The following is a 20,529-nucleotide window of genomic DNA, read 5'->3' as shown; positions in this document are numbered from 1 at the left end:
GTCCAGCCACACCAGCCGCTTCAGTCACGCCAGCAACTTCATTCGTGCCAACCACTTCAGTCGCACCGGCGCCATCGGTCACTGCCGGTCCTGACGGCCACACAGCAGCCCCGACGACTCCCTCTCCCCGTCCGACGAAAAACCTCTGTCCCCCACGATGCCCCGGCCCGCCGCCCCCCGACAGGCCGCCGCCCCATGGCCGGATGGCCACACCCCCGCCCTGGTGCGCCCCCCGCGCACGACCAGCCCGCCTCCTCCGGAGCCGCCACGCATGTCCGCTTCACACGCCGAGACCCCCGCCAGCCACCGGACGACCGCAGCCGACACCGGGACCGGAGACGGGACCGCGCAGGCCCCGGCCGCAGCCGCCTTCCGCAGCGAGCACGACCTGCTCGGCGACCGCGACGTCCCCGCCGACGCCTACTACGGCATCCACACCCTGCGCGCCGTCGAGAACTTCCCCATCACCGGCACCCCGGTCGCCGCCCACCCCGACCTCGTCGTCGCCCTCGCCGCCGTCAAGCAGGCGGCCGCCCTCGCCAACCGCGAACTCGGCCTGCTCGACCGCGCCAAGGCCGATGCCGTCGCCGCGGCGTGCCAGGAGATCCGCGGCGGCGCCCTGCACGACCAGTTCGTCGTCGACGTCATCCAGGGCGGCGCGGGCACCTCCACCAACATGAACGCCAACGAGGTCATCGCCAACCGCGCCCTCGAACTCCTCGGCCACCCCAAGGGCTCGTACGGCCACCTCCACCCGCTGGAGGACGTCAACCGGGGCCAGAGCACCAACGACGTCTATCCGACCGCGATCCGCGTCGCCCTCCTCCTCACGGCCCACCGCCTGCTGGACGCCATGGAGGTGCTGCGCTCCGCCTTCGCCGCGAAGGCGGACGAGTTCGCGGACATCCTCAAGATGGGACGCACCCAGCTCCAGGACGCGGTCCCGATGACGCTGGGCCAGGAGTTCGCCACGTACGCAGTGATGCTGGAGGAGGACCGCCGGCGGCTCACCGAGGCCTGTGCGCTGATCAGCGAGATCAACCTCGGCGGGACCGCCATCGGTACCGGCCTCAACGCGCACCCCGCCTACGCGGAGCTCGCCTGCCGGCACCTCGGCGCGGTCACCGGGCTGCCGCTCGCCGTGGCCGGGGACCTCGTCGAGGCGACCCAGGACGCAGGGGCGTTCGTGCAGCTCTCCGGTGTTCTCAAGCGGATCGCCGTCAAGCTCTCCAAGACGTGCAACGACCTGCGGCTGCTCTCGTGCGGTCCGCGTGCCGGCTTCGCGGAGATCGGCCTGCCGCCCGTCCAGGCGGGGTCGAGCATCATGCCCGGCAAGGTCAATCCGGTGATCCCGGAGGTCGTGAACCAGATCGCCTTCGAGGTGATCGGCAACGACATGACCGTGACGATGGCCGCCGAGGCGGGCCAGCTCCAGCTGAACGCCTTCGAACCGGTCATCGCCCACAGCCTCCTGAAGAGCCTCGACCACCTGCGGGCCGGCTGCCTGACCCTGGCGGAGCGCTGTGTCACGGGTATCACCGCCCATCGTGAACACCTGGCCCACCTCGTCGGCCGCTCCATCGGCCTGGCGACCGCCCTCAACCCGCACATCGGCTACGAGCAGGCCACCGCCGTCGCGCAGGAGGCCCTCGCAACGGGCGGGTCGGTGCACGAACTCGTGCTGGCCAAGGGTCTCCTGACCCGTGACCAGCTCGAGCGGATCCTGCACCCGGACAACCTCGCCCGGCCGCACGCACCGCTGACCCGGACCGCGCCGGGCCCCGAGGGCTCCCTCGTGTGAGTCAGGTCCAGCGGATCTCGTGGCGGTGCGCGGCCAGCCAGGTCGCGAAGTCCTGCAGTCCGGGATTCAGTGCGCGGACGGCCTCGATGTCCCTGGCCCCGGTGAAACGGCTCTCGCAGTCGGCGTAGTACTGGAACATGTTCCCGACCTCCTCGGCACCGGGAAAGTCCTGTGCACGGAACGCGTCCGGTGTCATCGGGGCGTACCGGACCGGTTCGCCGATGGCCTTCGTGAGGGCCGAGGCCATGTCGGCCAGGGGGAGGTGCTCGCCGGCGATGCTGACGGTGGCACCGATGAAATCGGTGCCGCGCTTGAGGAGCGCCAGCGCGGTCCTCCCGATGTCGTCGACGGCGATGCCCGAGAGCCTGCTCTCCCCCATGGGGTACGTGATCGTGAAGGCACCGTCCTCGCCGCGCCGCGGGGCGAACGCTCCGAGCAGGTTCTCCCAGAAGAACGTGCTGCGCAGGAACGTGGTGGGGACGCCGGCCTCGGCGAAGTACCGGTCGGCGTCCGCCTTGGCGTCGAAGTGCGGGACCTTGTAGGAACCCTGGAGGGTGGGCATCCGGTCGTCGTCGAGGGGAATGCACTCACGAGAGTCCTCCTGGGAGCACCAGATCGCGTGCTGCACCCCGGCGTGCGCCGCCGCCCTGGCGAGCGCTGCCGCCTGCGTCTTCTCGTGCTCCGCGGACATGTGCTGCCAGAAGTCGGTCACCAGGTAGGCGCCGTACGCCCCCTCCAGAGCGGGGGCGAGGCTCTGCTCGTCGTCCAGGTCCGCCCGGACGAGCTCCGCCCCGAGCCCTTCCAGCTCCTTCGCCCGCTCCGCGTCGGGCTTGCGGGTGACGGCCCGCAACGCGAACGTACGGTCCGGGTCCGCGAGGACCGCCCGCGCGAGCGCGCCGCCCTGCCGACCAGTCGCGCCGAACACCGTGACGATCCGCTTCTCGGCCATCGCCGCCGCCTCCTCCGCCTTGCACGTTCCGTGTCCGACCGGCCGACCGGCAACATGTCGCCGCAACCCTACGATGACGATCCGGGCAAAGCGCACATATCCGCGGATGCGACACCGCGGACTCGCGCAGGCCGCCGCCCCCGAACGCGCCCCGAACGCGCCCCGGCACAGACCCGACCGAGCCCTGCCCGCGGCCGGGACGCGGCCGGGACGCGAGCCGCCTTCGGGATGCGGACCCGAAACCTACGCATGAGGCATCGGCCGACCGCTTCCACAGACGTCCGCAAGGGCCCCGGTGAGCCCGGCCGGAGAGCGGTCGGACTGCGACGGCCTCGGCGGACGCGGCGAACGCGCCCTGACCGGCTGCCGGTTCGGCGAATCCGGTCGTTGCTGGCGGGGCCGACCGCAGCTCGGGAAGGTGAAGGTGTCCGGCCGACGTTGCGGGTTCGAACCACCGGCCGGTGATACCAGCGACCTGTTCGGTGCTGGTCTGTTCCCGCAGATCCTGGCGGGCCTGGCCGCCCGCGTGGACGACGAGTTCATCCGGCTCAAGAGCGCCCGTACCGTTGTCTCCGAGCTCGGTGTCTCCGAGCTCGGAGACGGGCGTGGTGACGCGCACTGCATCATGTTCGCGACTACCGCACGGTTCAGCACGCGCCGGAGGCCGAGCAGCGGCCCGCGTGGCCGCGACGCGGCTTCGCGCTACCGGACGGCCAGCCGATCGACCTGCGGGCCGACTGGCATGCCGACCGTCAGGGATATCCTCCGCCACACACAGACCAGCCGGACCCGGCGCTGCACGAAAACAGGTCCACCCTGCCGAAGGACGCGACGCGCCGCGTCGGGGACGCCTTCCTGCCCCAGCCGAGACCGGCATCCGAGACCAAAACGGAGACCGCAGGCACCCGAGCCGCCCGCGCCCGACGCCGTCGCCGGGTCCTCTGAAACACGAAACCCCAGCTCAGAGCAATCTGAGCTGGGGTTTTCCGTGAGCCGCCTTCGGGATTCGAACCCGAGACCTACGCATTACGAGTGCGTTGCTCTGGCCAACTGAGCTAAGGCGGCATGCCGTCCACAAATGGTGCGGCCAGCGGCTTCGCCAAGTCTACACAGTCCCGAGGAGTGCTCCGTACCGGCTTATGGAGCACTCCCGTGGAGGCCCGTGAGGGTCACCGGAAAGGGACGCCGGGGAGGTCATGAGCAGCGCTTGCCGTCCTGGGGCGCGAGGCCCTTCAGGAGGTAGCGGTTGACCGCGGTGTCGATGCATTCGCTGCCGCGGCCGTAGGCGGTGTGGCCGTCGCCGTCGTAGGTGAGGAGGGTGCCGGAGGAGAGCTGCTCGGCGAGGGACTGGGCCCACTTGTAGGGGGTGGCGGGGTCGCGGGTGGTGCCCACCACGAGGATCGGGGCGGCGCCCTCGGCGGTGATGCGATGGGGCTTGCCCGTGGCGGGGGTGGACCAGAACGTGCAGTTCAGGGCGGCCCAGGCGAAGCCCTCACCGAAGACCGGGGATGCCTTCTCGAAGTCGGGGACGGCCTCGTCGACGGCCTCGGGGCCGTCGAAGGCGGGGGGCAGGTCGAGGCAGTTCACGGCGGCGTTGGCGTACATGAGATTGCTGTACGAACCGTTGGCCTCGCGCTCGTAGTACGAGTCCGCGAGGGCCAGCAGTGGCGCGCCGTCACCGTTCATGGCGCTGGTGAGGGCGGAGCGGAGCTGGGGCCAGGCTCCCTCGTCGTACATGGCGGCGATCACGCCGGTGGTGGCGAGGGATTCCACCAGCCTGCGGCTCTTCCCGACGGTCATGGGCCTGGCGTCGACGGCCGCGAAGAACTGCTTGAGGCGGGCCGAGGCGTCGGCGGTGCTGTCGTTGCCGAGGGGGCAGTCGGGGTGCTGGATGCAGTCCGCCGCGAAGGACTGGAAGGCCGTCTCGAAGCCGGCGGTCTGGTCGCGGTTCAGGGCGCGGGCCGTCAGGGACGGGTCCATCGCCCCGTCGAGCACGAAGCGGCCGACGCGGGCCGGGAACAGTTCGGCGTAGGTCGCGCCTAGGAAGGTGCCGTAGGACGCACCGACGTAGTTCAGCTTCTCGTCGCCGAGCAGGGCCCGGAGGATGTCCATGTCACGGGCGGTCTCGACGGTGGAGACGTGCGGGAGGACCTTGCCCGCCCGCTTCCGGCAGCCGTCGGCGAACGTACGGAACGCTGTGGCCAGGGCCTCCGTCTCCGCCGCGTTGTCCGGCGTCTGGTCGACCTGGGTGTACTGGTCCATCTCCTTGCCGGTGAGGCAGGCGACGGGCTCGCTGCGGGCCACTCCGCGCGGGTCGACGGCCACCATGTCGTAGCGGGCGCGGACCTTGGCCGGATAGCCGATGCCCGCATAGGACTGGAGGTAGCCGATGGCGGATCCGCCGGGACCGCCGGGGTTGACCAGGAGGGAGCCGATGCGCTCTCCCGGGCCCGTGGCGTTCTTGCGGGCCACGGCGAGTTTGATCTCCTGCCCGTTCGGCTTGGAGTAGTCGAGGGGCGCCTTCATGGTGGTGCACTGGAAACCGGTCACGCCGCAGTCCCGCCAGCTCAGCTTCTGCTGGTAGTAGCGGGCGAGCTCGGGTCCGGGGGCGGCGGCCGACGGCGGGGCGGCCGACGCGGCGTCCGGCGCGGACGCAGCCCGGGTCGAGCCGCCCGTGGAGCAGCCGGTGATCAGCAGCCCTGTCGTCACGAGCACGCCGGCGGAGGTGCGGAGCAGGCTCCTGGTGTCCATCCTCGGAGCGTAACCGCGTTCCTCCCGGACATGCCTCCGTACACTCCACGGACGAGTGAGACCGGTATGACGAGTGACACAGGTGGTCCAGTCGACGGTGTGGGGGCGTCCCCTCGCTCGCGTCGCCTGCCGGTGAGAGGTCGGGCAGGCCGCTCGGCCGTCGGGGCGGGTCAGCCGGCGCGCAGGGCCATCGTCATCGCCTCGACGGCCAGCAACGGGGCTACATTGCGGTCCAGTGCCTCACGGCACGCGAAGATCGCTTCTATCCGGCGCAGCGTCCGCTCGGGCGTGGACGAGCCGGCGATCCGGCCGAGGGCGTCACGGTTGTCGTCGTTGGCGAGTGCTCGGGACGAACCGAGCTGCAGGGCGAGAACGTCCCGGTAGAAGCCGGTCAGGTCGGTGAGCGCCAGATCGAGGCTGTCGCGCTGGGTGCGCGTCGCCCGGCTCTTCTGCTTCTTCTCCAGCTCCTTCATCAGGCCCGCCGTACCGCGCGGCATACGGCCCCCCGCCACCGCGCCGAGCGCCGCCTTCAGCTCCTCGGTCTCCTTGGCGTCGACCTCCTCGGCGACCTGCTTGGCGTCCTCCTCGGCGGCGTCGACCAGCTCCTGAGCCGCTTTGAGGCAGCTGCCGACGTCCGCGACGCGCAGCGGCAGGGTGAGCACGGTGGCACGCCGGGCACGGGCCCGCTCATCAGTGGCGAGGCGCCGTGCCCGGTCGATGTGTCCCTGGGTGGCGCGGGCCGCCTGGTGGGCCAGGGCCGGGTCGATGCCGTCGCGCCTGATCAGCACGTCAGCGACGGCCTCCACCGGCGGGGTGCGCAGGCCGACATGGCGGCAGCGCGACCGGATGGTCTGGAGCATGTCCTCGGGCGAGGGCGCACAGAGCAGCCACACCGTCCTCGGGGCGGGCTCCTCGACCGCCTTCAGCAGCACGTTCCCGGAGTCCTCGGTGAGCCGGTCGCCGTCCTCGACGATGATGACCTGCCAGCGGCCTCCCGCCGGTGCCATCTGGGCACCGCGCACCAGCTCCTTGGCCTGGGCCTTGCCGATGGAGAGCTGATCGGTGCGCACGATCTGCACATCGGCGTGCGTGCCGACCATGGTGGTGTGGCACCCGTCGCAGAAGCCGCAGCCGGGGGCGCCGCCGAGGGCACGGTCGGGGCTGGTGCACTGCAGGGCGGCGGCGAACACCCTCGCGGCCGTGTCCCAGCCGGAGCCGGGCGGACCGGTGAACAACCAGGCGTGCGTCATCTTGGACGACGGCAGCACGGCCTCGCCCGCCGCCTCCGCCGTGACCCGCGCGTCGGCCTCACGGGCAGCGGCCAGCAGTTGGTCCTTGATGTGGTCCTGTCCGACCAGGTCGTCCCAGACGGCCACGGTCAGCGCCCCTTCCCGCATGGTTGCTTGCCTGTCCCATTGTGGGGCAGGGGTCGGACAGTCCGGTCACGCCGGAGGTACCGGGGGACGTGCGAGCCGTACAGGAGCCGAGCCGAGGACCGGAGGAGGCGGCTCCTTGCCGTCCCCGGCCCTCCCGGCTCCGGCCCCTCCCGGTCCGCTCACCGAACCGGTGCCCCCGGTGGCCCGCGATCAGCCGCGTCCGCCCCCGCGACGACGCCTTCCCTTGCCGCCGTCGTCCCCCTCGTCGTCCTGGGCCGCATCGGAGTCGAACCCGCCGAGCAGCTCGTCCGCGAGCGTCGGCAGATCGTCGAGGGGGGTCTCCTCCGCCCATGCGGGCCGGTTGCGGCGGCGTTCCGGGGCGACCTGCGGGAGCTCCCGCGTCACGCCGTCGGACCCGTCGGGCCCGGTCCCCGGCGATCGCTCGTCACGGAAGATGCCGGGCGGCACCCGGTCGGCGGGCTGCTCGCCGCCCGGGCGTACGGGCGGCAGCACCGCGGTCTCGTCGACGGCCTGCGTGGAACGGTCCTCGTCCCGTACGGGCGGCATGACGGCGGTCTCGGCCGCGTCGGGGCCGGCTGTGCCCGGGCCGGCGGTGTACGGGCGGGCCGATCCCCGCCCGGCTCCCGCCTCGTCCGCGGGAATCTGCGGCAGCACCGTCGTCTCCGCCTCCTGCGAAGGGTCCGCAGGCGTTACGTCCGGACGGGGCGCTCCGGGGCGCCCGGCGTCGGAACGCGTCGGCTCCGGGCGCGTGGCGTCCGCGCTCACCGTCGGCTGCTCGTCTTGCTTGCGCATGTCGACCCTGGGCATGTCGGCGGGCGCATCGGTCTTGCCCATCTCGACCCCGGGCACGTCGCCGGGCGCATCGGTCTTGCGCATGTCGACGCGCGGAGGCGCAGGAACCTCCTCGGTCACGTCGTCGGGGCGAAGCACGCGCTTCGGCTGGTACCGGACGACGGGCGTCGGGACGGTCAGCTCGTCGTCCGGTCGAACAGCCCCCGGACGGACGGCCTCCGGGCCGGCAGCTGTGCCCGGTTCGGCAGCGTCGCCGTCCGGCCTGTGCGCAGCATCGCCGTCCGGCCGGTGCCCGGTGCCGGCCACCGGCGGAGGCGTAGCCGCCGTCGCCGCGGCGCCGCCGGCCGCCTCCGCCGCCCGGCGTGCCTCCTCCGCCTTCAGCAGCGCCTCCTCGGCCTTCCGCTGCTTCTCGCGGCGCCTTTCCTCCGCCTCGGCACGCAGCCGGGCCTCTTCCTCGGCCTGGCGGCGCCGGCGCTCGGCCTCCGCCGCGCGGGCCTTCTCCTCGGCCTCGCGGCGCACACGCTCCTCCTCCGCGAGCCGGCGCGCCTCCTCGGCCCGCTGCCGGGCCTCCTCCGCCTGCCGCTCGGCCTCGCGGCGGCGGGCCTCTTCCTCCTCGCGCTGCTTGCGGGCCTCTTCCTCGGCACGGAGCTTGGCGAGCTGTTCCTGCCGCTCACGTTCCAGCCGCTCCTCCTCCGCCTTCCGGCGGGCCTCCTCCTCGGCCTTGCGGCGGGCCTCCTCCTCGGCGGCCTTCCGTGCGGCCTCGCGGGCCGCGATCTCGGCCTCGGAAAGCGGCAGGACCTGGTCGAGCCGGTGGCGTACGACGGTGGTGACGGCTTCGGGCTCCTGGCCGGCGTCGACCACGAGGTACCGGCTCGGGTCGGCGGCGGCGAGGGCGAGGAATCCGGCCCGTACCCGTGCGTGGAACTCGGGTGGCTCGGACTCCAGCCGGTCGGGGGCTTCCGTGAAGCGCTCCCGGGCGGTCTCGGGCGAGACGTCGAGCAGCACGGTGAGGTGCGGGACGAGTCCGTCCGTCGCCCAGCGCGAGATGCGGGCGATCTCCGTCGGCGAGAGGTCGCGGCCCGCGCCCTGGTAGGCCACGGACGAGTCGATGTACCGGTCGGTGATGACGACCGCACCGCGCGCCAGGGCGGGGCGCACGACGGTGTCGACGTGCTCCGCGCGGTCCGCGGCGTACAGCAGCGCCTCCGCGCGGTGGGACAGCCCGGCCGACGAAACGTCGAGCAGGATGGACCGCAGCCGCTTGCCGATGGGCGTCGCACCGGGCTCGCGGGTGACCACGACCTCGTGGCCCTTGGCCCGGATCCACTCGGCGAGCGCCTCCACCTGGGTGGACTTCCCCGCGCCGTCACCGCCCTCCAGGGCGATGAAGAAGCCGGTGGGGGCCGGCGCCTGGGCCGGGTCTCCGCCCCGGAGGGCGTCCTTCAGGTCGCGGCGCAGCGGCACGCCCTGCCGGTCGTCCGTCTTGGCGAGGACGACGACGGCGACGGGCAGCAGCAGGGCACCGACCAGCATCAGGGTGAACGCGGCCCCGCCGTGCGCGAAGACGAAGTCGCCGCTGGCCAGGCGGTGCGGGCCGATGGCCGCGGCGAGCAGCGGGGCGGCGAGGGCTCCGAGGGCGAGCGAGACCCGGGCCACGGCCTGGAGGTGTTCGGTGGTACGCGCCCGCCGGGGTTCTTCCGTCTCCTGATCGATGAGGGTGTGGCCGGTGTTCGCGGCGATTCCGGCGGTCACTCCGGCGACGACGGCGATCATCAGGACGGTCGCGGTGTCCGGGACCAGGCCCATGGCGAGCAGTGCGATGCCGGTGACGGCGATCGCGAGGGCGAGCAGCCGGCGCCGGGAGAGCCGGGGCAGCACCTTGCCGGCGGACGCGGCGCGGATGCCGACACCCGTGCCGCCGGTGAGGGCGAGGACGAGCAGGGCGAAGGTGACCGGACCGCCACCGAGGTCGGCGGCGTCCAGCACCGCGACCGCTGCCGCGGCGGCGATGGCCGCGGTCACCGACCCGCAGGCCAGGACGAGCAGCGGCACCGCACCGGTGCGGCCCTTGTCGGGGCCGTTGCCGGTGCTGGGGCGGCGCAGGCCCTCCAGCGGGGAGCGGGGCCGCGGGGTCCGGTCGTCCGGGAGCTCCATGAGCGACAGGACGGACGCGGACGCGGCGAAGAGTCCGGCCGCCACGTACGAGCCGAGGGCCGCCTGGTGCAGCGTGAACCACTCGATGCCCGAGCCGAGCAGATTGCTGATCAGGGTGGCGACCAGCAGGGCCGCCGCAGCGACGGGAACGGCTGCGAACGTGGTGCGCAGGGTCAGTCGGCGCAGGGCGTCCATGCTGTCCGGCAGCGGCCGTACCGCCGCGCCCTCCGGCGGGGGCGGGGGCAGCAGGGCGGGAGCGGCGCTCTCCCTGGCCACCGTCCACAGCCGTTCGGCGACACCGGCGACGAAGACGGTCGCGAGGATCGGGATCAGGGCCTGCTCGGGTGTCCACACGATCCACAAGGGGGCGACGAGCAGCAGCAGCAGCCGCAGCCCGTCCGCGCCGATCATGGTCCAACGGCGGTCGAGGGGGCCTCCGTGCGCGGTGAGCGCCGCGACCGGTCCGAGCAGCACGGCTCCGGCGAGCAGGGTGGCGAGGGCCCGGGCCCCGAGGACAGCGGCGACGGCGAACGCCGCGCCGCGGTAGCCACCGCCGAAGGCGCGCTCGGAGACGGCCGCCTGGAATGCGAGGAGCAGGAGGACGAGCACCGCGAGGGCGTCGCCCACCCCGCCGACGAACTGTGCGCTCCACAGTCGTCGTAGCAGGGGGATGCGCAACAGTGCCCGTACGGCGCGCTCGCGTGAGTCCGCGGCAAGGGCGTCGGAGGCGGGGTTCACGACCGGTGGCTGCTCGGCTCGCGTCATCCGCCCAGCCTATCCGGACCGGCCGTACCGCCGGGCCCCGTCCGAACGTACGGTCGTACAGGACGGCGCGGGAGGGCACGGAACGGCGCACGGACGGGACACCGGGGCTGCATGCCTACGTGACCCAGTGCCTTCGCAACCCCAGGCAACCGCGCTTCATCGGACCGGGACCGGCCCATGGGACGGCCTTCCCCGGTCGGGCGGCCCCGCCCACTGGACGGCGCGCCCCGTGGAACGACCCTGTGCCTGTGGGGCGCCCCTCTGGACGGCCCTGTGGGACGGCCCTGTGGGACGGACGGCCCCGCCCCCCGTGGGACGCGATCCCGCCCGGTGGGGCGACCGCACGCTCCGGGCGGACCGCTCACCGCCGCACGAAGGGCACCTTTCTCTGCCAAGCCCGGGAAAGCAGCCCAGGAAGACCGCCCGCCCGGCGCCGCCGACGCAGGCGGGTCAGTCCTCCGCGGTCGCCGTCCGAGCCGCCGCGGTCTTCGCCGCCGCGGTCTTCTTGGCGGCCGCGGTGGTGGTCTTCTTCGCCGCGGTCTTCTTGGCCGTCGTGGTCTTCTTGGCGGCCGTCTTCTTCGCCGTGGTCTTCTTGACCGCCGTCTTCTTTGCCGGGGCCTTCTTCGCCGTCTTCTTCGCAGGGCCCTTGGCGCGCTTCTCGGCGAGCAGCTCGAAGCCACGCTCCGGAGTGATCGTTTCGACGCTGTCACCCGTCCGCAGGGTGGCGTTGGTCTCGCCGTCCGTGACGTACGGGCCGAAACGGCCGTCCTTCACGACGACGAGACGCTCGCTGACCGGGTCGGTGCCCAGTTCCTTCAGCGGCGGCTTCGCGGCGGCGCGTCCCCGCGCCTTGGGCTGGGCGTAGATGGCCAGGGCCTGGTCCAGCGTGATGGTGAAGAGCTGGTCCTCGGTCTCGAGGGACCGCGAGTCCGTACCCTTCTTCAGGTACGGGCCGTAGCGGCCGTTCTGCGCGGTGATCTCGACGCCCTCGGCGTCGGTGCCGACGATCCGCGGGAGGGACATGAGCCGCAGTGCGTCCTCCAGGGTCACCGTGTCGAGGGACATCGACTTGAAGAGCGACGCCGTGCGCGGCTTGACCGCGTTCTTACCGGTCTTCGGAGTGCCCTCGGGAAGGATCTCGGTGACGTACGGGCCGTAGCGGCCGGCCTTGGCGACGATCTCGTGACCGGTCTCCGGGTCGGTGCCCAGCTCGAAGTCACCGCTGGGCTTGGCGAGCAGTTCCTCGGCGTGCTCGACGGTGAGCTCGTCGGGTGCCAGGTCGCCCGGGACGTCGGCGCGCTGGTGGCCTTCCTGCTCCTTCTCGCCCCGCTCGATGTACGGGCCGTAGCGGCCGACGCGCAGCACGATGCCGTTGCCGACGGGGAAGGAGGAGATCTCGCGGGCGTCGATGGCGCCCAGGTCGGTGACCAGTTCCTTCAGTCCGCCGAGGTGGTCGCCGTCGCCGTTGCCGGCCGCTGCGGCGCCGCCCTCTCCCGCACCCTCGCCGAAGTAGAAGCGCTTCAGCCACGGCACGGCCTGTGCCTCGCCGCGGGCGATGCGGTCGAGGTCGTCCTCCATCTTGGCGGTGAAGTCGTAGTCGACGAGCCGGCCGAAGTGCTTCTCCAGCAGGTTGACCACGGCGAAGGACAGGAACGACGGGACGAGCGCCGTGCCCTTCTTGAAGACGTAGCCGCGGTCGAGGATCGTGCCGATGATCGACGCGTACGTCGACGGCCGGCCGATCTCGCGCTCTTCCAGCTCCTTGACCAGCGAGGCCTCGGTGTAGCGGGCCGGCGGCTTGGTGGCGTGGCCGTCCGCGGTGATCTCCTCGGCGGCCAGCGCGTCGCCCTCGGCGACCTGCGGCAGCCTGCGCTCGCGGTCGTCGAGCTCGGCGTTCGGGTCGTCGGCGCCCTCCACGTAGGCCTTCATGAAGCCGTGGAAGGTGATGGTCTTGCCGGACGCGGAGAACTCCGCGTTCCGGCCGTCGCTCGCGATGCCGCCGATCCGGACGGTGACGGAGTTCCCGACGGCGTCCTTCATCTGGGAGGCGACGGTCCGCTTCCAGATCAGCTCGTAGAGCTTGAACTGCTCGCCGGTCAGTCCGGTCTCGGCCGGGGTGCGGAAACGATCACCCGAAGGCCTGATCGCCTCGTGCGCCTCCTGGGCGTTCTTGACCTTGCCCGCGTAGACCCGGGGCTTCTCGGGCAGGTAGTCGGCGCCGTACAGCTGGGTGACCTGGGCCCGGGCCGCCGTGATGGCGGTGTCGGACAGCGTCGTGGAGTCCGTACGCATGTAGGTGATGAAGCCGTTCTCGTACAGCTTCTGCGCGATCTGCATGGTGGCCTTGGCCCCGAAGCCCAGCTTGCGGGAGGCCTCCTGCTGGAGGGTCGTCGTACGGAAGGGCGCGTACGGGGAGCGCCGGTACGGCTTGGACTCCACCGAGCGCACGGCGAACGAGGTGTCGGCGAGGGCGGCGGCCAGCGAGCGGGCGTTCGCCTCGTCGAGGTGCAGGGCGTCGCCCTTGAGCTGTCCGGCGGCGTTGAAGTCACGGCCCTGGGCGACACGCCGGCCGTCGACCGTGGCGAGCCGGGCGACCAGTGACGACGGGTCGGAGGCGTCACCGGCGCGGCCGGTGGAGAACGTACCGGTCAGGTCCCAGTACTCGGCGGAGCGGAAGGCGATGCGCTCACGCTCCCGCTCGACGACCAGACGGGTGGCGACGGACTGCACACGGCCTGCGGAGAGGCCGCGCATGACCTTCTTCCACAGCACCGGGGAGACCTCGTAGCCGTAGAGCCGGTCGAGGATACGGCGGGTCTCCTGCGCGTCGACCATGCGCTTGTTCAGCTCGCGCGGATTGGCGACGGCCTCCTGGATCGCGGCCTTGGTGATCTCGTGGAAGACCATGCGCTTGACCGGGACCTTGGGCTTGAGGACTTCCAGCAGGTGCCAGGCGATGGCCTCGCCCTCACGGTCCTCATCGGTGGCGAGGTAGAGCTCGTCGGACTCCGCGAGCTGTTCCTTGAGCTTCCTGACCTGAGCCTTCTTGTCGGCGTTCACCACGTAGATGGGCTGGAAGTCGTGCTCGACGTCCACGCCGAGCCGGCGCACCTCGCCGGTGTACTTCTCGGGCACCTCTGCGGCACCGTTCGGGAGGTCGCGGATGTGCCCGACGCTCGCCTCGACGACATAGCCGGGGCCGAGGTAGCCCTTGATCGTCTTCGCCTTGGCAGGCGACTCGACGATGACGAGTCGGCGGCCGCCCTGTGCGGTCTCGCGGGTCGGGGACAACTTTGGCTCTTCTCTCCGGTCGGCACTGGGGTTTCCCTCGGACAGGGTCCGCGGGAGGTCGATCGTGCGGTCGGTCTGCGGTGACGCTGCGGAGTGTGACGGTACAACCCGCCCCCGTGTCAAACGGCGAAAGCCCGCAACGGCCACTCGAACGGTAACCCGACTACCGCCATTCCTGCCGCACGGACCGGCCAAGGACACCCGGGAACCGCAGGCCGGAGCGCCGGCAAGGCCCGGGAATACAGGGGAGGAAGGATGTCCGAGAAGAGACTTTTTACTTTTTGATGATCAAATGCGAGTGAAGCACCACACTCCGATAGCGAGGGACGCCACACCGAAGGCCACGGCGAGGACGGCGGACACGACCGGGCTGACGCCGTGGGCGACCGGAGCGCGGTGCATCACACGCATGGTGGTCCAGAGCAGCAGCGCCGCGCCGAAGAACGCGAACACCGTCCCGGCGAACAGCGCGGGTCCGGCCTCCGCGGCGCCCGCCGCCGCTGTGCCGATCGTCGTCATGGCCCGGATCCTGGCACCTGCGGGCACAGAACCGGCGAACACGAGGTGAACTCCAGGATGACGGTTCGCCGTGTCGCCCGACCGGGGTCCGGTGCCATGGGTTCCGACGGCCGGAGCCGCGGATTCCCGCCGGCGGAGCCACGGGTTCCCAGCGGCTGAGCAATGGATTCCAGGCGGCCGTGGCCGGGGGCGGAACGGCCGGTTCTCGTCCCCTGCGCATGCCGCGCCGGCTCACCCGGCGTACGGGGGACTGCGCCACGACGACGGGACGGCGTCCACCGGAAGGACTACGGAGCGGGCCCCTATCCGCGGGCCCGCTCCCCCACGGCCCGCAGCCCGAGGGTCGGGGGGGCGGGGGTCGGTCACCCGGGTGCCTGCCGCGGAGCCGTCCGTACGGATCCCGGCACACCGTCCGTCACACGGTCCCCCGAGCCGGCACTCGCACGGCGCGGGTCCGCCGGGCCCGATGCGGAACCGAGCGCCGTCGCTGTGCCGCCCTCACGTACGGCGGTTACGCGGCGGGGTCGGCAGGATCCAGGAAGCCCTGCTCGATCAGCAGTCTGATCTGCGCCGGAGTACGGTCCCTCAGCAGCACCGGGTCCTCGCCGACGAGCTGGGCGATGGCATCGAGGATCCGCCCGGCGCTCAGCGTGCCGTCGCAGACGCCGGCGAATCCCGCTCCGACGGTGTCGACCTTGGTGGCCCGGCGCATCCCGCGGTTCTGCCGCAGCACCACGTGCTCGGGGTCCTCGGCTCCGGGAAGCCCGACCTGTTCCTGCATCACCTCTCGGGCCAGCGCGAAGTGACCGGCGAGCAGCGCCGCGTCGTCGTGCGTCCGCAGATAGTCCTGGCGTTCGAAATGGGCCAGAACGGCGGCGCCGAGCGGCTGTTCGACGGGGTGCGGCCAGTCCTCGACCGTGATGGCAGGCCGTTCCGACCCGCTCTTGCGCAGCGTGATCCACCCGAAGCCGATGGCCCTGGTCCTGCGAGCCTCGAACTCGTCCAGCCAGGCGTCGTACCGCGCGGCGTACGCGGCCGGGTCCGTGCGGTGGTCGCCGCTGTCCCGCAGCCACAGCTCGGCGTACTGGGTGATGTCCTGCACCTCGCGCTGGACGATCCAGGCGTCGCATCCGCGCGGCACCCAGGAGCGCAGGCGGTCCTGCCAGTCCTCCCCCTCGACGTGCTGCCAGTTGGCCAGGAACTGTGCGTATCCCCCGTCGTTCAGCCGTTCGCCCGCCTGCTGGACGAGGGTGCGGCACAGGTCGTCCCCGCCCATGCCGCCGTCCCGGTAGGTGAGCCGGGCGCCCGGCGAGATCACGAACGGCGGGTTGGACACGATCAGGTCGTACGTCTCGTCCGCCACCGGCTCGAACAGGGAACCCTCGCGCAGTTCCGCCGCAGGCGCGCCGGACAGGGCGAGCGTGAGCCGGGTGAACTGCAGCGCGCGCGGGTTGAGATCGGTGGCGGTGACGCGCGTGGCGTGCTGGGTGGCGTGCAGCGCCTGGATGCCCGAGCCGGTGCCCAGGTCGAGCGCGGAGCCCACGGGCGTACGGACGGTGATGCCGGCAAGGGTGGTGGACGCGCCGCCGACGCCGAGCACGACGCCCTCGTCACGACCGGCCGCGCCGCCCGCTCCGCCGACCGCGCAACCGAGGTCGGAGACGATGAACCAGTCCTGGCCGTCCGGGCCGCCGTAGGGGCGGATGTCGACGGTCGCACGGATTCCGTCGCCGTCCTTGGTGACCCAGCCGTCCGCGAGCGCTTCGTCGAGGGGCAGCGCGGCGTGCGCCCGGTCGACGCTCACCTGCTCCTGCAGCAGGAACAGCCGGACGAGCGTCTCCAGCGAGCTGTCGCCGCGGGTGGCGCGCAGCGCGGGGACGGTCTCACTGCGGGCGAGCGCGGCGTACGCGGGCGCGCCGAGCAGTTCGAGCAGTCCGTCGGCAGTGAACTCGGCGGCGACGAGGGCTGTGCGGAGGCGGGCGGCGCCGTCCGGCGCGGGGAGGCTGGTCGTACTCACCCGGCCATTGTGTCGCGTACCGGCGACGACGGCGCCCGCTGCCGTACGCAGCGCGCCATGGTCACCGGCGCGCTACGGGGCACGGGGCGACGCAGGTACGGAACGCACGCACGCTGAGGTCGCCGGCTGCCGCCGGCCGCGGGCGCTAGTTCGCCGCAGCGGACGCCGAGGACGACACGGAGGCACCGACCCCGCCGCCCGCCTTGGGCGACGCGGACGACGAGGCCCCTTCCTTCGACGAAGCGGAACCAGAAGGCTTCCCGGACCCGTCCGCGGGAGGCGCGGCGGGCGGCGCGGACGGCGTGGGCTTCTGGCAGCCCGGCTGGCCCGACATGGCCGTTCCGAGTTCACCGGACTGGAGCTTCTGCAGCGCGTCGTCACCGGACTTGCTGATCTTCTCCAGTTCGTCGGCGACGCCCTTGAGGCCTTCCGCGAACTTCGCCTGGTCCTTGACCTCCAGCTCGTCGACCTTCTTCTTCAGGTTCGCGTACGCGGTGGAGGAGGCCTGGAGCTCCTTGACGGCGTTCTGCTGGGTCGTCGCACCGTCGTTGACGGGGGGAGCGCCCGCGCCCTGGACCGCGGCGCCGAGCGCCTTGTAGGCGTCGGAGATCTGCTGGAAGGCCTGGGCGTCGGTCTTCTGGACGTCCGCCGGCTTGCTGTTGTCGGCGGTCTGCTGCTGGATGGCCGCGTTGGCGTTGGCGATCTTCTGGAGCTGGGGCTGGGCCTGGTCGCAGACATTCTTGGCCCAGTCGTTCACCTTGTCGCCGCCGTCCTTCTCCTCGGCGGTGGTGCATCCCGACAGGGCCAGCATCAGTACCGCGCCGCCGGACAGTGCGGCCGCAAGCTTCTTGTTCACCGGTTCGGTCCCTTCCAAGGCTCTCGGCCCCGGAACATACACGCCATGTGGGCGACACCCATGTGCGAGTGTCCCTTCTGATGCCTATTGAAGCCATTTGCACCAAGAGAGAGAAGGCTCACGAGAACCGCCGCCGCGGCCTGCTGTCCGGGCATCGGCGCAGAAGCGGCAGGGCGAGGAAGAAGGAGCGGGCGGACGGCGCATCAGAACGCGCCGTCCGCCCGCCGGTTGCACGGGGCCGGAACCGGTCGTGCAGGGTTCAGGCCGGTAGTGCGCGGATCAGGAAACCACCGCCGGATCCGGCGACTTGGTGGACCGCTCAGCGGACCCGCTGTCGTCGCCCACGGCCACTCCGCGCCGCTTGGACACATAGACGGCCCCGACCACGATCAGGATCGCGAGGGTCGCCACCAGCGCGCGCACCGCGGGGCTGGCGTTCTGGCCGTAGCTGAACTGCACGACCGCGGGAGCGATCAGCAGCGCCACGAGGTTCATCACCTTGAGCAGCGGGTTGATCGCGGGGCCCGCCGTGTCCTTGAACGGGTCGCCGACGGTGTCGCCGATGACGGTCGCTGCATGGGCCTCGCTGCCCTTGCCGCCGTGGTGGCCGTCCTCGACGAGCTTCTTCGCGTTGTCCCAGGCGCCACCGGAGTTGGCGAGGAACACCGCCATCAGCGTGCCGGTGCCGATCGCGCCGGCCAGATACGAGCCGAGCGCGCCGACGCCGAGGGTGAAGCCGACCGCGATGGGGGCGAGGACGGCGAGCAGGCCGGGAGTGGCCAGTTCGCGCAGCGCGTCCTTGGTGCAGATGTCCACGACACGGCCGTACTCGGGCTTCTCGGTGTAGTCCATGATTCCGGGGTGCTCGCGGAACTGCCGCCGCACCTCGAAGACCACGGCTCCGGCGGAACGCGACACCGCGTTGATCGCCAGGCCGGAGAAGAGGAACACCACGGCGGCGCCGAGCATCAGCCCCACGAGGTTGTTGGGCTGCGAGATGTCCAGCGACAGGCCCATCTGCCCGGCCTTGGCGTTGACTTCGGCCACGGCGGTCGCGATCGCGTCGCGGTACGAGCCGAACAGTGCGGCGGCCGCAAGGACCGCGGTGGCGATGGCAATGCCTTTGGTGATGGCCTTGGTGGTGTTGCCGACCGCGTCCAGGTCGGTGAGGACCTGGGCACCCTCGCCCTGGACGTCGCCGGACATCTCGGCGATGCCCTGCGCGTTGTCGGACACCGGGCCGAAGGTGTCCATGGCGACGATGACACCGACCGTGGTGAGGAGGCCGGTTCCGGCCAGCGCCACCGCGAACAGGGCCAGCGTGATGGACGTGCCGCCGAGCAGGAACGCCCCGTACACGCCGAGGCCGATCAGCAGCGCGGTGTAGACGGCGGACTCCAGGCCGATGGAGATGCCGGCGAGGACGACGGTGGCCGGACCGGTGAGCGACGTCTTGCCGATGTCCCGGACGGGACGGCGGTTCGTCTCGGTGAAGTAGCCGGTCAACTGCTGGATCAGAGCGGCCAGGACGATACCGATGGCGACGGCGACCAGCGCCAGGATGCGCGGGTCCCCGGCGTGGCCGCTGATGGAGGCCTCGGAGACGCCGGACAGCTCGGCGTAGGTGGACGGCAGGTAGACGAAGACGGCGATGGCCACCAGAGTCAGTGAGATCGCGGCGGAGATGAAGAAGCCGCGGTTGATGGCCGTCATCCCGCTGCGGTCGGCGCGCCGCGGGGCGACCGCGAAGATGCCGATCATCGCGGTGACCACGCCGATCGCCGGAACGATCAGCGGGAAGGCCAGTCCTGCGTCGCCGAAGGCGGCCTTGCCCAGGATGAGGGCGGCGACCAGGGTGACGGCGTACGACTCGAACAGGTCGGCGGCCATGCCGGCGCAGTCGCCGACGTTGTCGCCGACGTTGTCGGCGATGGTCGCGGCGTTCCGCGGGTCGTCCTCCGGGATGCCCTGCTCGACCTTGCCGACCAGGTCGGCGCCGACGTCCGCGGCCTTGGTGAAGATACCGCCGCCGACTCGCATGAACATGGCGATCAGCGCCGCGCCGAGGCCGAAGCCCTCCAGCACCTTGGGTGCGTCGGCCGCGTAGACGAGGACGACGCACGAAGCACCGAGCAGGCCGAGGCCCACCGTGAACATGCCGACCACGCCACCCGTACGGAAAGCGATCTTCATGGCTTTGTGCGCGACCGCCGTCAGGTCCTTCTTCGGCTCACCCTTGGCCGGCGTCGCCTCCCGCGCGGCTGCGGCGACGCGCACATTGCTGCGCACGGCGAGCCGCATACCGATGTATCCGGTCGCAGCCGAGAACAGAGCACCGATCAGGAAGAAGATCGAACGCCCCAGGCGCTGCGACCAGTTGTCGGCCGGCAGCAGCATCAGCAGGAAGAACACGACGACGGCGAAGACGCCGAGGGTACGCAACTGCCGGGCCAGATAGGCATTCGCGCCTTCCTGGACGGCCGCCGCGATCTTCTTCATGGAATCGGTGCCCTCGCCTGCCGAGAGCACTTGCCGCACCAGCAACTGGGCGACGACCAGTGCTGCGAGGGCGACCGCGCCGATCACAAACACGATCAGCCGATTTTCTTCGGTGAGTACCGCGGCTGCGAGAGATGTGGCGTCGGACTGTTGTGCGTTGACGAGCCCCGCCATTCGTCCTCCTTGACGTTCAGAGCTCAAGATGTGGACGGATTGTAGGGAGCGGAACCTGATCAAAACAGGGTGCCGCAAATGGAATTGACCTTCGCCCCGTCAGCATCAAAAGATCGCGCCCCGGAGGAGCACTCGAAAGCGGTAATGGGGCAAAAGCATTGACCGGTGATCCATGATCTAGGTAAATGAAAAAAGGACCTGCTCAGCAGGGCCGTGAAATGAAACGATCAGAATTCCGGAACGTTGGACCGTTCGAGTGGCAGGCACCCTCGGAACAGCCCGGCGGCAGGCTCGTGCCCGCGCGGATTGGCCGAGCCTCGATGCATACGGAGGTTCGCGGCGGCCTCGCGCCCCCGGCACACACGGACTCGCGTCCCCGGAGCAGGGTGCACACGGGCACAGGGGAGCGCCGTGGAGCGAGGGCGCGCCCGACGATGGCCTCGCGCGCGGGCCGCCGCGGCCTCACGGCTCACGGCTCACGGCTCACGGCTCACGGCTCACGGCTCACGGCTCACGGCTCACGGCTCACGGCTCACGGCTCACGGCTCACGGCTCACGGCTCAC

10 protein-coding genes and 1 tRNA gene are annotated in these 20,529 nt (G+C 71.6%); 1 reads left to right on the top strand and 10 read right to left on the bottom strand.

Going from position 1 to position 20,529, the window contains the following annotated elements; all coding sequences use genetic code 11:
- The first annotated feature begins 271 nt into the window (after window positions 1-271).
- Window positions 272-1,801: an aspartate ammonia-lyase gene (gene aspA, locus ACZ4Z5_RS27425; RefSeq protein ID WP_468267319.1), complete on the top strand. Its 1,530-nt coding sequence runs from the start codon at window positions 272-274 to the stop codon at window positions 1,799-1,801.
- 1 nt (window position 1,802) lies between these two features.
- Here the strand turns inward: aspA and ACZ4Z5_RS27420 are convergent, their stop codons facing one another.
- The 10 genes from ACZ4Z5_RS27420 to ACZ4Z5_RS27375 all read right to left on the bottom strand — a co-directional run bounded on the left by ACZ4Z5_RS27420 (window position 1,803) and on the right by ACZ4Z5_RS27375 (window position 19,965).
- On the bottom strand, window positions 1,803-2,750 hold the full coding sequence (locus tag ACZ4Z5_RS27420; protein ID WP_468267317.1) for an NmrA/HSCARG family protein: 948 nt from the start codon (window positions 2,748-2,750) through the stop codon (window positions 1,803-1,805).
- A gap of 991 nt (window positions 2,751-3,741) precedes the next feature.
- A tRNA-Thr gene (locus tag ACZ4Z5_RS27415) sits at window positions 3,742-3,815 on the bottom strand.
- 129 nt (window positions 3,816-3,944) lie between these two features.
- On the bottom strand, window positions 3,945-5,501 hold the full coding sequence (locus tag ACZ4Z5_RS27410) for an alpha/beta hydrolase (protein ID WP_468267315.1): 1,557 nt from the start codon (window positions 5,499-5,501) through the stop codon (window positions 3,945-3,947).
- 170 nt (window positions 5,502-5,671) lie between these two features.
- Entirely contained in the window at window positions 5,672-6,877 is a 1,206-nt protein-coding gene (locus ACZ4Z5_RS27405; RefSeq protein ID WP_468267314.1) for a DNA polymerase III subunit delta', read from the bottom strand.
- A 210-nt stretch (window positions 6,878-7,087) separates the two neighbouring features.
- Entirely contained in the window at window positions 7,088-10,609 is a 3,522-nt protein-coding gene (gene tmk, locus ACZ4Z5_RS27400) for a dTMP kinase (RefSeq protein ID WP_468267312.1), read from the bottom strand.
- Between the two features lie 450 nt (window positions 10,610-11,059).
- Window positions 11,060-13,900, bottom strand: coding sequence for a type I DNA topoisomerase (gene topA / locus ACZ4Z5_RS27395; protein WP_468267310.1), 2,841 nt, complete (start codon window positions 13,898-13,900; stop codon window positions 11,060-11,062).
- A 288-nt stretch (window positions 13,901-14,188) separates the two neighbouring features.
- On the bottom strand, window positions 14,189-14,419 hold the full coding sequence (locus ACZ4Z5_RS27390; protein WP_468267308.1) for a hypothetical protein: 231 nt from the start codon (window positions 14,417-14,419) through the stop codon (window positions 14,189-14,191).
- Between the two features lie 511 nt (window positions 14,420-14,930).
- Window positions 14,931-16,436 carry a DUF7059 domain-containing protein gene (locus tag ACZ4Z5_RS27385; protein WP_468267306.1) on the bottom strand — a complete coding sequence of 502 codons (1,506 nt, stop codon included), beginning with the start codon at window positions 16,434-16,436 and terminating at the stop codon, window positions 14,931-14,933.
- A gap of 145 nt (window positions 16,437-16,581) precedes the next feature.
- Window positions 16,582-17,292 carry a small secreted protein gene (locus tag ACZ4Z5_RS27380; RefSeq protein WP_468267304.1) on the bottom strand — a complete coding sequence of 237 codons (711 nt, stop codon included), beginning with the start codon at window positions 17,290-17,292 and terminating at the stop codon, window positions 16,582-16,584.
- Between the two features lie 279 nt (window positions 17,293-17,571).
- On the bottom strand, window positions 17,572-19,965 hold the full coding sequence (locus tag ACZ4Z5_RS27375; protein ID WP_468267302.1) for a sodium-translocating pyrophosphatase: 2,394 nt from the start codon (window positions 19,963-19,965) through the stop codon (window positions 17,572-17,574).
- Window positions 19,966-20,529 lie beyond the last annotated feature (564 nt).

It is taken from the genome of Streptomyces sp. NPDC030222 (genome assembly GCF_055573115.1).
The sequence above is the reverse complement of the archived record's forward strand: the minus strand, read 5'-3'. Positions and strand labels throughout refer to the sequence as shown.